13 protein-coding genes and 1 pseudogene are annotated in these 14199 nt (G+C 67.4%); 9 read left to right on the top strand and 5 right to left on the bottom strand.

What is annotated here, in order from left to right; all coding sequences use genetic code 11:
* Nucleotides 1-406: 406 nt before the first annotated feature.
* From E1202_RS04595 to E1202_RS04580, 4 genes are read left to right on the top strand one after another with little or no spacing between them, the layout of a single operon-like run.
* A complete protein-coding gene (locus E1202_RS04595; RefSeq protein WP_132681280.1) occupies nt 407-3445 on the top strand; it encodes a sensor histidine kinase in 3039 nt (1012 codons plus the stop codon).
* A gap of 56 nt (nt 3446-3501) precedes the next feature.
* A complete protein-coding gene (locus E1202_RS04590; protein WP_132673877.1) occupies nt 3502-3939 on the top strand; it encodes a roadblock/LC7 domain-containing protein in 438 nt (145 codons plus the stop codon).
* Between the two features lie 7 nt (nt 3940-3946).
* The gene (locus E1202_RS04585) at nt 3947-4501 is read left to right on the top strand and encodes a DUF742 domain-containing protein (protein WP_132681279.1); all 555 of its coding nucleotides are present in this window, start codon (nt 3947-3949) and stop codon (nt 4499-4501) included.
* Nucleotides 4482-5108 carry a GTP-binding protein gene (locus E1202_RS04580; RefSeq protein WP_132673875.1) on the top strand — a complete coding sequence of 209 codons (627 nt, stop codon included), beginning with the start codon at nt 4482-4484 and terminating at the stop codon, nt 5106-5108. Before E1202_RS04585 ends, E1202_RS04580 begins: the two co-directional genes overlap by 20 nt.
* A 94-nt stretch (nt 5109-5202) precedes the next feature.
* On the opposite strand, the gene E1202_RS04575 is transcribed toward E1202_RS04580, so the two are convergent.
* The gene (locus E1202_RS04575; RefSeq protein WP_132681278.1) at nt 5203-6015 is read right to left on the bottom strand and encodes an SAM-dependent methyltransferase; all 813 of its coding nucleotides are present in this window, start codon (nt 6013-6015) and stop codon (nt 5203-5205) included.
* A gap of 207 nt (nt 6016-6222) precedes the next feature.
* Between E1202_RS04575 and E1202_RS04570 the strand changes: the two genes are divergently transcribed.
* Nucleotides 6223-6966 (top strand): SDR family NAD(P)-dependent oxidoreductase, encoded by a 744-nt coding sequence (locus E1202_RS04570; protein WP_132681277.1) that lies wholly within the window; start codon nt 6223-6225, stop codon nt 6964-6966.
* Between the two features lie 37 nt (nt 6967-7003).
* Nucleotides 7004-7786 (top strand): isocitrate lyase/PEP mutase family protein, encoded by a 783-nt coding sequence (locus E1202_RS04565; RefSeq protein ID WP_132681276.1) that lies wholly within the window; start codon nt 7004-7006, stop codon nt 7784-7786.
* Here the strand turns inward: E1202_RS04565 and E1202_RS04560 are convergent.
* The 3 genes from E1202_RS04560 to E1202_RS04550 form a co-directional block, all read right to left on the bottom strand.
* Nucleotides 7741-8484 carry a dienelactone hydrolase family protein gene (locus E1202_RS04560; RefSeq protein WP_132681275.1) on the bottom strand — a complete coding sequence of 248 codons (744 nt, stop codon included), beginning with the start codon at nt 8482-8484 and terminating at the stop codon, nt 7741-7743. The two genes, E1202_RS04565 and E1202_RS04560, sit on opposite strands and share 46 nt — an antisense overlap.
* A gap of 108 nt (nt 8485-8592) precedes the next feature.
* A complete protein-coding gene (locus E1202_RS04555) occupies nt 8593-9603 on the bottom strand; it encodes a peroxidase-related enzyme (protein ID WP_132681274.1) in 1011 nt (336 codons plus the stop codon).
* A 53-nt stretch (nt 9604-9656) separates the two neighbouring features.
* Nucleotides 9657-10061, bottom strand: a complete 405-nt coding sequence (locus tag E1202_RS04550) for a VOC family protein (protein WP_132681273.1) — start codon at nt 10059-10061, stop codon at nt 9657-9659.
* 78 nt (nt 10062-10139) lie between these two features.
* On the opposite strand from E1202_RS04550, the pseudogene E1202_RS32770 reads away from it, so the two are divergent.
* Nucleotides 10140-11128: pseudogene (locus E1202_RS32770) on the top strand (nucleoside hydrolase).
* A gap of 142 nt (nt 11129-11270) precedes the next feature.
* Here E1202_RS32770 and E1202_RS04540 read toward each other — a convergent pair.
* Entirely contained in the window at nt 11271-11738 is a 468-nt protein-coding gene (locus E1202_RS04540; RefSeq protein WP_235877687.1) for a very short patch repair endonuclease, read from the bottom strand.
* Between the two features lie 103 nt (nt 11739-11841).
* Here E1202_RS04540 and E1202_RS04535 point away from each other — a divergent pair, with 103 nt between their 5' ends.
* Both E1202_RS04535 and E1202_RS04530 read left to right on the top strand, forming a co-directional pair.
* Nucleotides 11842-13089: a DNA cytosine methyltransferase gene (locus E1202_RS04535; RefSeq protein WP_132681272.1), complete on the top strand. Its 1248-nt coding sequence runs from the start codon at nt 11842-11844 to the stop codon at nt 13087-13089.
* 194 nt (nt 13090-13283) lie between these two features.
* A complete protein-coding gene (locus E1202_RS04530) occupies nt 13284-14180 on the top strand; it encodes an NgoMIV family type II restriction endonuclease (RefSeq protein WP_207918458.1) in 897 nt (298 codons plus the stop codon).
* Nucleotides 14181-14199 lie beyond the last annotated feature (19 nt).

Genomic DNA, 14199 nt, shown 5'->3' with positions numbered 1-14199 from the left:
GAACGGGTGAAATTGCGTGAAGCGCACCCGAACTGCTCGAACACTCGGCGTGATCTCGCCTGTTTGGCGTAGCACATTGCGAAAAAGCCCCCGGTGCTTTCCTCGCGGCAGGGGCATATAGTGCTTGGACACTGAGAGGTAGTCGTGCGAACGGGAAGGGTCACGGTTCGATACCGGTGTCCGGAATGTACCGGCCGGGGAAGTCATTGGTGACGCTGAGTATCGACGAGATCGTGAAGGCAGGGAGTCACGCGTTGGTTCGCCGACCCCACGCCCTCCCGGCATGCCTGCCTTTCACCCCAGACCATCAGCACGACGATTGCGGGACCGCACGCATGCGCCGTTCGCCTACGCTTTGTTCGACACGCTCGCTTGACCAGCGCGGAGACGCACAGGGAGATCGCTCGTGAGCGGGGACCGGCGGCCCGCCGGCTTCCTGCAGTGGCGCAACTGGTCGCTGCCCACGAAGCTGGCCGCCGTCGTGCTGGTGCCCGTCCTGTTCGCGATCACGCTCGGTGTCGGTCAGATCCAGTGGCAGGTCGACCAGGCCGACCAGTACGGCCGGGTCGCGCAGGTGCTCGACGCCGAAGACCAGCTGGAGCCGCTGACCAGCGGGCTGCAGCTGGAGCGCAACCACGCCGTGGAGAACCTCGTCGGTGAGGGCCAGATCGGGGACTTCACCGAGCAGGTCGGTGCCACCGACAAGGCGGCCGAGAACCTGCGGGTCATCCTCACCGAGAACGACATCTACACCGACGTCGTCCACGAGCGCTTCGCCGAAACCCGCAAGGCGCTGGACGGGCTGACCGCGGTGCGTGCCGGGGTGCAGGCCAAGCGGGTCACCGCCATGCAGGCCGTCGGCGCCTACAGCCAGGCCGTGCGCGCGGCGCTCGCGCTGGACCGCGCGCTGACCACCAGCGTCGCCGACCCCCAGATCTCCAGCACCGCGACCGCGCTGACCGACCTGCTCAGCCTGACCGAGGAGGTCCGGCTCCAGCAGGCGCTGGTGCTGTCCGGGTTGCGCGACGGCTCGCTGGACGCGCCCACGCTCGACACCCTCTCCGGTTCCCGCGCCCGGCTGTTGTCCAAGATCAACGACGCCAGCTCGGGTGTGGCCAAGCACTGGCAGCAGCGCCTCGCGGAGCAGCTCCAGGTCCCGGCGATCGTGCAGCGCAACCAGATGCTCGGCGTGGTCGTCGTGGAGAGCACCGACCGCAAGTCCAGCGGTGGCTTCTCGGTCGAGCGCGAGGCGTGGAACAGCGCCAGCGACGGCTCCGCGGCGACCATCGAAGGCGGTCGCGGCGAGCTGGCGGCCGAGGTACGCACCGTCGCGCAGGGCCTGGCCGACGACGCCGGCGACAGCGCCGGGTGGGACTCGGTGATGCTGCTGGCCTCGCTGATCGCCGCCGCCGCCGTGATCATCATGATCACCCGCCAGCTGCTCGGTTCGCTGCGCGAACTGCGGATCGGCGCGCTGGACGCGGCCGAGTACGACCTGCCCTCGGCGGTCACCGCGGTCCGCCAGGGCAAGGGCGCCGAGGCCGAGGTGCCGCCGCTGCCGATCAACACCACCGAAGAGGTCGGCCAGGTGGCGCGGGCCTTCGACGAGGTCAACCGGCAGGCGCTGCGCCTGGCCGTCGAGCAGGCCGACCTGCGCCGCGGCTACAGCGACGCGTTCGTCAGCGTCTCCCGCCGCAGCCAGGCGCTGCTGGAGCGCCAGCTGCGCCTGTTCGAGGAGCTGGAGCAGGACGAGGAAGACCCCGACCAGCTGTCCAGGCTCTTCCAGCTCGACAACCTCGCGACCCGGATGCGCCGGAACAACGAGAACCTCATGGTGCTCTCCGGCAGCGACCTGGCCCGCCGCTTCACCCAGCCCACCGAGCTCGCCGACGTGCTGCGCTCGGCGGTCTCGGAGATCGAGCAGTACCCGCGGATCGCGGTGCAGCCGACCCCGTCGGTGAAGCTGCGCGGCAACACCGCCAGCGACCTGGTGCGCCTGGTCGCCGAGCTGATGGACAACGGTGCGAACTTCTCCGCACCCGACACCGTCGTGACCGTCTCCAGCTACCAGTCCGGTGACGGCACGGTCGTGCTCGACGTCCTCGACAACGGCATCGGCATGGGCGACGACGACCTGGCCTCCGCCAACGAGCGGCTCGCCCGCGTCGCCGAGGACGACATCTCGACCTCGCGCCGGATGGGCCTGTTCGTGGCCGGACGCCTGGCCGCGCGGCACGGCATCAGCGTCGAGCTGCACGGCGGTCCCGACGTCGAGGGCGTGCGCGCCACGGTGCTGGTCCCGGCCGAGCACGTGGTCTCCGCCCAGCCGAGCGGCCAGTCGCAGATGCCGCCCGCGGCACCGCCCGCGCAGGTCAACGGCCACTCGCTGCCGGGCTTGCAGACCTCGTTCCCGGGTGCGGGTTCGCCGCTGCCGCAGCGGGTTCCCGACCAGCACCGCCCCGAGGACGACGGCTGGCAGACCCACGAGCCGGCCTGGGCCCAGAACGACGAGCCGAGCTGGGCGCGCAGCGAAGAACCGAGCTGGGCGCACAGCGACGACGACTACAACGCCAACGCGCCGACCAGCCTGTTCGAGCCGATCTTCCCGAACGACCAGGCCGAGCGCTCGGGCCAGTTCGACGGGAGCGGGTTCTTCGACTCCGGCTCCGGCCAGGCCAACGACTTCTTCGCCCCGGCCGGAGGCGAGGACTCGCAGACCAACAGCTTCTTCGGTTCCTCGCTGGACTACGACCAGCCCGTGGCCGGCGAGGAGCCCGACGAGCCCGCCGAGGAACCGGCCCGCAACGACCTGGCGGGGCAGTGGTTCATGCCCGCGGCGTCGGACTCGATCTCGGAGACCGGTGAGTTCCGCTGGCCCGAGACCAAGGACGGCGACTCCGCGCTGTTCACCTCGGAAAAGCCCGCCGAGGACGACGAGCCGCAGCTGACCTCGTCCGGTCTGCCACAGCGCAAGCCGCGCAACCGCGTCGCCGCTGAGCCCGCTGCCGAGGAAGCTCCCCAGAGCCGCAGCGCCGAGGACATCAGCAAGCAGCTGGCGCACAACGGCGTCCAGTTCGGTCACACCGACCCGGAATCGGTGTTCAAGCCGTGGCCGCCGGACCCGTCGGAGCCGGCTCCCGAACTGCCCCAGGCCCAGCCCTGGATCCCGCAGACCCCGGAAGCGCAAGCCTGGGACTTCGCCGCGGACAAGGCCCGCGAGGCGGCGGAAGCCGCGGCGAACCCGCAGGAGACGTCGTTCACCAGCGCCGGGCTGCCCCGGCGCAAGCCGAAGGCGAACCTGGTTCCGGGAAGCGTGTCCGACCAGTCCCAGCAGCCGAGTCAGCCGCGACGGTCCCAGCGCGACCCGAACGCGTTGCGCAGCAGGCTGTCCGACTTCCAGGGCGGCGTCAGCCGTGGCCGGCACCGGATGACTGACGAGGGCTGAGTGGTGGACACACGCGAGAAGACACGTGATCATCTCGGCAACGAACAGGAGGTTGCATGAGCGCACAGACTATTTCCCGCAGGTTCGGCTGGCTGATCACGGACTTCACCGAACGCGTGCAGGGAGTGGCGCACGCGATCGTGGTCTCGGCTGATGGACTGGTGCTGACCGCTTCGGCGACCCTGCCCAGGGATCGCGCCGATCAGCTCGCAGCTGTGGCCTCTGGTCTGCTGAGCCTGACGCAGGGATCGGCGAAGTGCTTCGAGGCCGGCCGGGTCGTGCAGACGATCGTGGAGATGGACCGGGGCACCCTGCTGCAGATGGGCATCAGCGACGGTTCGTGCCTGACCGTGCTGGCCGCGCCGCAGTGCGACATGGGGCTGATCGCCTACGAGATGACCATGCTGGTCGAGCGCGTCGGCCAGATGCTCACCCCGGAGATCCGCACCCAGCTGCAGAACAGCGCGGGCGCTGTGTCGGGTCAACTGGTGTGAGGAAGCGATGAGCAGACGCTCGGAATACCCCCGCCGAGACCGAAGACGGCAGAACTCGGGCGATGACAGCTTCGCCGATGTCGTCAACGCGTTCACGTTCGGCGCCAAGTCCAAGCGGGACAAGCGCAAGGGGCGCGAGGAGCCGGAACCGCCGCAGGACCACGAGCTGGACCAGCGTGCCCGGACGGTGTCGCAGGACCCTGCCGACGCCGCTCCCCAGGCCCCCGCTGCCTCCAGCATCCGGTCCTACACCTGGACCGGCGGCCGGACGAAGTCGAACTACGAACTGGCCATCGAGACCCTGGTTTCGGTCGGCGAGAATTACCGACCCGGCGCACCGGTCCGGCTGGAGCACCAGTCGATCGCCGAGCTGTGCCAGCAACCGCGTTCGGTGGCCGAGGTGGGGGCACTGCTGTCGGTGCCGATCGGGGTCGCCCGCGTGCTGCTGGCCGACATGGCCGAACTCGGATTGATCACCGTGCACAACACGGTGAGCGAAAGCGGTAGCGCACCACACATGATGTTGATGGAAAGGGTTTTGAGTGGACTCCGTCGGCTATAGCGCACCCCAGCTCGGCTCCATGCCGGAGGCTGCCAACCGGGGTGGCACCAGCTCGACGTCGGCGAAGATCGTCGTCGCGGGCGGGTTCGGTGTGGGCAAAACGACGTTCGTCGGTTCGGTCTCGGAAATCGTTCCGCTGACCACCGAAGCGGTCATGACGGAGGCCTCCAAGGGCGTCGACGACCTCGACGCGACTCCGAACAAGACCACCACCACGGTCGCCATGGACTTCGGCCGCATCTCGCTGGCCTCGGACCTGATCCTCTACCTGTTCGGCACGCCCGGGCAGCAGCGGTTCTGGTTCATGTGGGACGACCTGGTCCGCGGTGCCATCGGCGCCGTCGTGCTGGTCGACACCCGCCGGCTGGCGGACTCGTTCTCGGCGATCGACTTCTTCGAGGACCGCGGCCTGCCCTACCTGGTGGGCGTGAACATGTTCGACGGGCAGATGCTGCACTCGCTCGAACAGGTGCGGGAAGCGATGGCGATCGGGCCCGAGGTGCCGATCGGTCCGGTGGACGCCCGGGACCGGGAATCCACCAAGCGCACCCTGATCGCGCTCGTGGAGCACGCGATGCGGCACTGGACTTCGCGCCAGGCCATGTGAGCTCGACCGGGCGCCTTTGCGGTCACGGGTGGCGGTTTCGACCGAGGAACTGCCACCGACCCCGGAAAGGCGCCCTTCGCGCCGGCTTCCGGCGTCAGCGCTTGCGGCCGACGCCGCCGAGCAGGTTGTACTCGCCGTCCGAGGGCTCGGTCAGGCGTGGTCCGTCCGGCCACCAGTCGAAGAGGTTGACCAGGCCGGGCTCGATCATCTCCAGGCCGGCGAACAGCTCCTGGATGTCCTCGCGGCTGCGGTAGAAGCAGCTGCCCATCATCGAGTTGAACTTGACCTGCGATTCCTCGGCGAGCTGCGCGCGGGAACTGCCGTCGCCCGGGTTGTGCAGGTGCGAGATCGCCAGGAACGAGCCGGAGGCCAGCGCGTCGAGGTAGGTGCGCATGATCGCCGGGGGGTTCTCGTCGTCGGTGACGTGGTGCAGCGTGTTGCTGTGGATCAACCCCACCGGGCGGTTCAGGTCCAAGTACTTGCGGACCGACTCGTGGTTGAGCACTTGCTCGGGATCGCGCAGGTCGGCGACCGCGAAGTGGGTGAACTCGTTCTCCTCCAGCAGCGCGCGGCCGTGCGCGGCGACCGTGGGGTCGTTGTCGACGTAGACGACCGTCGCCTCGTGGTTGATCCGCTGCGCCGCCTGGTGGGTGTTCTCCGCGGTCGGCAGGCCCGATCCCAGGTCGAGGAACTGGTCGACACCGGCGTTGCCCGCCATGAAGCGCACGACGCGGATCAGCCAAGCGCGGCACTGCCTGCCGACCTGGATGGCTTCCGGGGCCAGCTGCTGGATCTGCCGCAGCACCTCGCGGTCGACCTCGAAGTTGTCCTTGCCGCCGACGAACGCGTCGTACACGCGCGCGATGCTGGGCTTGGTCGTGTCGATCTGCGGGTGGGCGTCAGCCATGAGAGGGATCCGCTCGGTTGCCTTCGTGGGGAACGATCTCGTACTAAGAGTATGCCGGGGGCTTCAGTCGGTGAACAGCCCTCCGGTTGAGGTGGCGGTGAGTTGCGCTACTGAGCCGGCGCGGTCCTGCGCGAAATCGGAAATCGTTGCCCGGCAAGCCACCGGGGGTGCACCGCGCGTTGCCGGGGTGGTGGCAGGATGACCGCGATGAGCGGAGCGGTACTGATCCTGGGTGGCCGGAGCGAGATCGGCGTGGCGGTCGCGGACCGCCTGGTGCGGCGCGGGAACGGCAAGGTGATCCTCGCGGCCCGGCGGTCGCAGGACCTCGACGACCAGGAAGCGGCGCTGCTCCGAGCGGGTGCCGACGAGGTCGTGCGGGTGGAGTTCGACGCCGCCCGGCTGGACACCCACGAAGCCCTGCTGCGCGACCTCGCCGAGGAGCACGGCCCGATCGGCACCGCGGTCATCTCCTTCGGGATCCTCGGTGACCAGCAGCGCGCCGAGTCCGAGGCCGCGCACGCGGTCGACGTCGTGCACATCGACTACGTCGCCCACGTCAACGTCCTCACCCACCTGGCGAACCTGCTGCGCGAGCAGGGCCACGGCAAGATCGTGGTGTTCTCCTCGGTCGCCGGTGTCCGCGTCCGCCGCGCCAACTACGTCTACGGCTCCGCCAAGGCCGGCCTCGACGGCTTCGCCAACGGGCTCTCCGACGCCCTGGTGGGAAGCGGTGTGTCGCTGCTGATCGTCCGGCCCGGCTTCGTCATCGGCCGGATGACCACCGGCATGGACCCGGCCCCGTGGTCGTCGACTCCCGACCAGGTCGCCGACGCCACCGACAAGGCGCTGCACCGAGGCCGCCGGGTCGTCTGGGTCCCCGGCATCCTCCGCTGGGTCTTCGCCGCCATGCACTACGTCCCGCAGCCCCTCTGGCGCCGCATGCCCCGCTGATCTCCCCGTGTCAGGCCCGGCCTCTACGGTGCCGGGCATGGACTTCCACGCGCTGCACGAGGGTGCCGAGCCGCTGCTCCTGCCCAACGCCTGGGACTTCGCCTCCGCCGCTGCGCTGGTCGAGGCGGGGTTCGCCGCGATCGGCACCACGAGCCTCGGCGTCGCGGCGGTTCACGGCGTGCCGGACGGCAGCGGGGGAACGAAGGACGAGACGCTCGACCTCGCGAAGAAGATCGTCGGGCTGCCGGTCCCGATCACGGTCGACGTCGAGGCGGGTTTCGGTCTCAGCCCGGCCGAGATCGGTGATGTCGCCGCGGAACTGGCGGAACTGGGCGTCGCGGGCATCAACATCGAGGACGAGCTCTGCGCCCCGGAGCTCCACGAGCAGCGCATCGCGGCGATCCGCGACCGAGCCCCGGGCCTGTTCCTCAACGCCCGCACCGACACCCACTGGCTCGATCCGCGCCCGTCCCTGCCCGACGCGCTGGAACGAGCCCGCCGCTACGCCGGAGCGGGCGCCAGCGGGGTCTTCGTCCCGGGCATCAGCGCCGAGGACGACGTCCGGGCCGTGGTCGACGCGGTCGACGTCCCGGTCAACGTCCTCTACAAGCCGGGGCAGAGCATCGAGGAGCTGGCCGCCCTGGGCGTCGCGCGCATCAGCACCGGCTCGCTGCTCTACCGAGCGGCCCTGCACGCCGCGGTCACCACCGCGCGGGAGGTCCGCGCGGGTGGTGCCACGGCGGCGGACGTGCCCGGTTACCAGGCGGTGCAGGACTACATCATCGGTGGCCGGCGGCGGGGTTCCGGCGGTTTGAAGTGACCGCCGTCGGGGCCGGTCTGCTTGCTGTGCCCGGCACCGAGGTACTTGCAGAACCACCGGTCGGCGAGTTCGGAGACCTTCTCCAGGGCTCCGCGTTCCTCGAAGAGGTGACCGGCGTGCGGCACGATCTCGATCTTGATGTCGGTCAGGGGCAGTGAGGTGAGCAGCTCGGCGGCCTGCCGGTTGAGGTTGAGGACTTCGCGGTCGTCGCCGCCGACGATCAGCAACGTCGGGGCCTGCACCTCGGCCAGCCCGTCGCCGCCGAGATCGGGACGACCGCCCCGCGACACCACGGCGGTGACCCGGTCGGGACGGCGCGCTGCGGCCTTCATCGCGGCGGCGGCGCCGGTGCTCGCGCCGAACAGGCCGACCGGCATGCCGCGCGTGGTCCGCCAGGAGCCGAGCGCGTCGATGGCGGGCGTGAGCCGCTCGGCCAGCAGGTCGATGTCGAACCGGTACTCGTGCGTGCGCTGGTCGATCGACGCCTCGGAAGGCGTGAGCATGTCCAGCAGCAGGGTGCCGAAGCCCGCGTTGTGCAGGGACTCGGCGACCGCGCGATTGCGCGGACTGCGCCGTGAGCTGCCGGAACCGTGCGCGAACAAAACCACCGCCCGTGCAGGCGGTGGCATCACGAGGTCCCCTTCGAGCTGTCCGGCAGGGGTTTTGACGATCACTGGCTCGGTCGTGAGTTGAACCATGGGGAGCCTCCCTCGGTTTCCGCACGCAACGACTACCCGGACGGGCCCGTCACGACACGCCGCAGGTCACCCCACTGTCACCCGAGGGAGGCACATCCGCAGGAGGATCTAGGAGCGCACCGCGTTACCGAGAGTCATGATCAGCCGGTTGTCCCAGGCGAACATCGAGGACACGGCGACCAGGTCGTTCACGTCGTCGGCGTCGAGTCCAGCGGCGTGCAGCCGCCGGACGTCGGCGGCGGTGAGCGCGGCGGGCGTGTAGGTGAGGGCCCCGGCGACGTCGACGACGGCCCGCAGTCGCTCGTCGGCGATGGCGGCGGGACCGGCCTCGGCGAGGACCACGGCGGTCAGCGGGTCACCGGAGAGCTCCACCTGCCGCTTGCCGTGCACGGCCGTGCAGTAGCCGCACCCGTTGATCAGCGAGGTCGCCAGCGCGGCGAGCTCGCGATCGGCCCGGTCCAGAGCGCCGTGACCGGTCATGATCGCCTCGCGCAGCAGGGTCTGCGCCGACAGCACCCCGGCGTCGAGCTTGAGGGTCTCCGCGAAGTCACCGCCGGACACGACCCGCGACACCCACCGCATCGAGGGGAACGCCTGGTCGGGCGTGGACAGCGCGAACCCGTCGGCCGCCGCACCGGCTTCGATGGTGATCCCGGCCTGGGACGCGGGGCCGTCCCCGGCGTCGGCGACCAGCCGCAGGCCGCTCTCCAACCGCACCCGGAAGCTCGCGTAGGCGGCGACCTGCGTGGCGGTGACGACCTGGGCAGGGCTGAAGTGCTCCCGCAGCTCGGCGATCTCGTCGGCGCCCACGTCCGCCGGGTCGAGCGCGACCTGCTCGCAGTGCGCCAGCAGCGCCTGCGTCGGCTCGGGCAGCTCACCCCAGCGCTCGACGTCCCGCACCACCTCGGAGTCGTCGAGGGCGACGGCCACCGAGTCGGCGTAGGCGGGGGACTCGTTGACCAGCGCGACGCGCAGCGCGATCCGCGCCCGATCGGCCTGGCCCAGCTGGGACTGGTCTTCGGGGCGGAGCACTGCGGCGTCGGCGTTCTCGGCGGCTTCCCGGACGTCCGGCCGAAGCACGGTGAGCGTTTCTGCTGCGCGATCGCTGACGGTCGTCATCGGCTCCCAATCGAATCGGAACGGATGCGCAGACCTTAGCGCTGCAAGATCGCTCAGCTGCGCGGGAGGTTGAGCTGCCAGGAAACCCCGTACCGGTCTTCGACCCAGCTGAACTTCCGCGAGAACCCGTAGTCGTCCGGCGGCATCATCACCGCGCCGTCCTCGGAAAGCGCCTGGTGGAGCCGGTCCTGCTGGGCCTCGTCGACGCAGTCGACGTACAGCGACACCGACGGCGTGAAGTCGAAGGCGTGCGACACGGGCGAGTCGATGCACATGTGCTGCCGCCCGCACAAGGTGAACGTGGCGTGCTGCACGGATCCCTCAGTTCCCTGCTCACCAGGGCCGTATCGGCTGATGGCGAGCACTTCGGCGTCGTCGAACAGGCTGATGTAGAAGTTCATCGCCTCCTCGGCCTTGCCGTTCTGGAACATCAAGAACGTCGAGATCTGCGTCGGCATCTCGCCTCCCTGGTGCGCGGGCTGATCGCGGGGCGAGTATTGCGGTTGCGACCGACATCCGCCCGGACAGGAGCCGACATGACGACCCCGAAGGTCCCTCTGGTGATCGACACGGACACCGCGCAGGACGACTGCATCGCCCTGCTCGTCGGCCTCCTCGACCCCCGCGCAGACCTGCGCGCGATCACCATGGTCGCCGGCAACGTCGGCTTCGACCAGCAGATCCGCAACGCCTTCCTGACCCTCAACGTCGCAGGCCGGCTGGGCGAGGTCCCCGTCCACCTCGGCTGCCGCCGCCCCATCGTCCGCCCGTGGGAGAGCGCCGAGAACGTCCATGGCGACGGAGTAGGCGGCATGACCATGGACATGACCAACTGCGACCCAGACCCCGAGCACGCGGTGGACGCCCTCATCCGCCTGGCCGCCGAATCCCCAGGCGACTCGCCATCGTCTGCATCGGCCCCCTCACCAACATCGCCACAGCCACGATCAAGGACCCGACCTTCGTAGACAACGTCAAGGCCCTCTACGTGATGGGCGGCAGCAACAACGCCCGCGGAAACATCACGGCCGCAGCAGAATTCAACTTCTACGTAGACCCAGAAGCAGCAAAAGCAGTCTTCGCGGCTGGTTTCGACATCACGGTCATCCCGTGGGCGCCCCTGACGTTGGAACAAGCAGTCTTCGGACAAACACAACTCGACGCGATCGCGGCCCTCGGAACCCCGCTCTCCGACTTCTTCACCCGAGTCTGCGCAGCAACCCTGGAGTTCGACCGCAGCGTCGGCGTCAACGGAACAACCCACCCAGACTCACTGACAGCAGCAGTCCTGCTCCATCCGGAGTTGGTCACCCGGACTGGCCAGTACCACGTCGACGTCGAAACCCAGGGCGAACTGACCAGGGGCTACGCAGCCATGTCCTGGGGGGTCCACAAGCTGCGGCCGAACTCGACAGTGGTCGAGGCAGTGGACTCTGGTGGCTTCTACGACTACATCCGGAGCCTGCTCGCTAACGAGGCTGGAACTGCCAGTCAGGAGATCGGTAGTGGACGGTCCGGGCGTTAGATCACAGAAGGTGCTCAGCGGGTAGGCGCGGGGAAGATCGATCCCTGAGCTGAGTGAATGTGGTCTGAATCAGACACACGGGCGCCAATTCTGCAGCAGATAGTCCGAGTAGCGGGCTACTATCGAACGCATGTTCACGCAGCTATTGAAGGGTGGCCTCGATCCGCGCCACCGCGTCATCGAGGAGCTCGTGCTCCCAGACGCGGACGACGCGCCACCCTTCGCTGCGCAGGGCTTCGCCGACGATTCGGTCGCGCTCCATGTTGCGCCGAAGCTTCGGTGTCCAGTACCACTCGTTCGTCGTCGGCTGACGGCCGTGTTCAGGGCACACGTGCCAGAAGCACCCATCGACGAACACCGCGACCTTGCGCGCCGTGAACACGATGTCCGGCTTGACACGCACCCCGTCATCGAGCCGGAGAAGAAGATCTTTGCGGTACCGGTAGCCGAGCTTGTGGAGCGCCTTCCGGAGCTTCACCTCGGGTTTGGTGTCAGCTCGACGGTTGGCGCGCATGTTCCGGGATCGGCCGGCGTTCAGCGGAGCCGGATAGATGCCCGCGGCGTGCGCTCGCTCACGGGCTTCGCTGAGGTCTTGTTCAGACACGATCACACCAACTGTCAGGCGGTGAGGGCTAGCTCGCGCGTACAAGGCAAGATAACGCCTGCCAGGAGCAAGCCTGACGCACCGTGCCTAGCTGTGAGGAGGGGAACAGATGTCGGACTACGGCGTCGTTGAGATTTGCGCAGGTGCGGGCGGCCAGGCTCTCGGGCTGGAGAAGGCCGGCTTCGAGCACAAGCTTGCGATCGAGCTCGACAGCAACGCATGCGACACGCTCCGCTTGAACCGCGAGGAATGGGACGTCAAACAAGGCGACGTCGCAGATCGGGATCTCTGGAACCCGAGTGACTATCGTGGCGTCTCGCTCTTGGCGGGGGGTGTTCCTTGCCCACCGTTCACGATCGCGGGTAAGCAGCTCGGAGCCGAGGACGAACGGGACCTGTTCGCGTGGGCGATCGAACTCGTCGACGAGGTGAAACCGCGGGCGTTGCTGCTGGAGAACGTTCGCGGCCTGAGCATGCCCAGGTTCGCTGGCTACCGCCAGCACGTGTTGGACCGGCTGACCGAGCTCGGTTACGTGGCCGAATGGCAGCTTCTGAACGCTTCGGATTTTGGTGTTCCGCAGTTGCGGCCGCGATTTGTCCTGGTCGCGCTGCGTCCTGAGGACGCTGCCTACTTCGCATGGCCCGAGACTGACGAAGAACCCAGCACTGTCGGAGAGGTCCTCAAGGACCTTATGGCCGATAACGGCTGGGAGGGCGCGGACGAGTGGGCCAAGCGTGCGAACAAGATCGCTCCGACGATTGTGGGCGGATCTAAGAAGCACGGTGGGGCTGACCTTGGCCCGACCAGGGCCAAGCGCGCGTGGGCTGAGCTGGGAGTCGATGCCCTAGGGATTCGCAACGACGCGCCCCTCCCTGGTGAAAAGTTCGAGGTCGGGCCGAAGCTCACGACCGAGATGGTCGAGCGGATTCAGGGCTGGCTTCCGGATAAGGGCTTCAAATGGAAGTTCGCTGGACGGAAAACAGCCACCTACAGGCAGATCGGCAACGCCTTTCCGCCACCGGTCGCTGCTGCTGTCGGCTCGGCGATCATGCGCGCGTTCCAGCACGAAGGCGAGCCGACCCAGCGTCAACCTGTCGAACATGACCCGATCTACAAGGCCCTGCGCAGTAGCGGCGAGTTCATGACACAAGCTCAGCTCTCGCAAGCAAGCGGACTTGACCTCGACGCCCCAGAACTGGAGCGCCGGATCAGCATCCTCAGCCGCGACTTCGACGTGGAGATCAGCACCCGTAAATCGGCGACGGCATACAAACTTGGAGAGTTCCGGGCGTTCACCGGACAAGAGGATCACGCGCGGAACGAGCTCTTCCTTAAAAATCGCGCAAAGATCAGTTAGTGGGATCTGTGGGTTGGTGTCGGTTCTCGTGACTCTGGATCGACACCAACCCTGCTTATGCGTGACTTCGATGCCGCCGTGTATCTTTGCTAGTTCGAACGGGCATTGGTCGGGAGATCGTGGTTGTCGGGCTGCCTGTGCGACTAGGTTCGCGCGCTCGAGATTGACCATCGGAATATCGTGAAACTTGTTGCTTGACTGCCAGCTGGTCTGGTTGGGTGTTGATCGTGACAGCACTTGTAAGCCAGAAGCGCGAGGAATTCCATGCAGGCCTGATCGAAGGTGGAACGCTCACATTAAACGCATCCGGTGTCGCCTCAATGTCTGACGGTGGCAACAAGCTTTCGACCAACGTTGGGGCTGAGCTTGCTCGTGTGCTGCGGGTTAGCACGGAGAGCGAGCGCGCTGCTGGTCAGACACTCGGGGACTCGTTCGAGTCTGCTACGCAAGCGTTCCTCGAGTCTACTTTCCCTGCGTTTTCGATGTTGAGGCCTGGATCTTGGCAGGTGCATAAGGTCGGCAACCGAGCTAAGGGTAATTCGATCGCTTCTTTTGAGCCTTATCAGCATTTGGCAGAACTGGCTGAGGCTGTGCGCAAGAGTCCGAACCTCGCTGCTGTTCTCGGCAATGCATATGCGATCTCGCCGGACGTCATCATCACACGCGAATCGGTTTCGGATGAGTTGATCAATGGTGGGGCCGAATTGGTCGATAATGTCACTGCTGTCCATACGGCAATCCGATCAGTGAATCAGACGCTCCCGATCCTTCACGCTGTGGTCTCGTGTAAATGGACACTAAGGTCTGATAGGGCTCAGAACGCCCGTTCTGAAGCGCTCAACTTGATCCGGAATCGGAAGGGGCGATTGCCGCATATCGTGGTAGTGACGGCTGAGCCCACCCCGTCCCGTTTGTCTTCACTGGCATTGGGTACCGGTGACATCGACTGCGTCTACCATGTTGCATTGCCGGAGCTTAAGAAAGCAATGCGGAAGCATGGCAATGATGACAATGTAGAGGCGCTCGAGGTGATGATTGAGGGGCGTCGGCTTAAGGATATCGCTGACCTTCCTCTTGACCTAGCAATCTGATCGGCGCAAGGGCAGCGGC

The sequence above is a fragment of the Saccharopolyspora karakumensis genome (assembly GCF_004349225.1).
Classification (GTDB): Bacteria; Actinomycetota; Actinomycetes; order Mycobacteriales; family Pseudonocardiaceae; genus Saccharopolyspora; species Saccharopolyspora endophytica.
Note: the sequence above shows the minus strand (reverse complement) of the source record. Positions and strands in the feature narration are given on the sequence as shown.

Excerpts from the sequence above, each read along its gene's own strand:
- E1202_RS04590 (WP_132673877.1), top strand. The coding sequence starts at position 3,502 with ATGAGCGCACAGACTATTTCCCGCAGGTTCGGCTGGCTGATCACGGAC.
- E1202_RS04585 (WP_132681279.1), top strand. The coding sequence starts at position 3,947 with ATGAGCAGACGCTCGGAATACCCCCGCCGAGACCGAAGACGGCAGAAC.
- E1202_RS04575 (WP_132681278.1), bottom strand. The coding sequence starts at position 6,015 with ATGGCTGACGCCCACCCGCAGATCGACACGACCAAGCCCAGCATCGCG.
- E1202_RS04570 (WP_132681277.1), top strand. The coding sequence starts at position 6,223 with ATGAGCGGAGCGGTACTGATCCTGGGTGGCCGGAGCGAGATCGGCGTG.
- E1202_RS04565 (WP_132681276.1), top strand. The coding sequence starts at position 7,004 with ATGGACTTCCACGCGCTGCACGAGGGTGCCGAGCCGCTGCTCCTGCCC.
- E1202_RS04560 (WP_132681275.1), bottom strand. The coding sequence starts at position 8,484 with ATGGTTCAACTCACGACCGAGCCAGTGATCGTCAAAACCCCTGCCGGA.
- E1202_RS04555 (WP_132681274.1), bottom strand. The coding sequence starts at position 9,603 with ATGACGACCGTCAGCGATCGCGCAGCAGAAACGCTCACCGTGCTTCGG.
- E1202_RS04550 (WP_132681273.1), bottom strand. The coding sequence starts at position 10,061 with ATGCCGACGCAGATCTCGACGTTCTTGATGTTCCAGAACGGCAAGGCC.
- E1202_RS04535 (WP_132681272.1), top strand. The coding sequence starts at position 11,842 with ATGTCGGACTACGGCGTCGTTGAGATTTGCGCAGGTGCGGGCGGCCAG.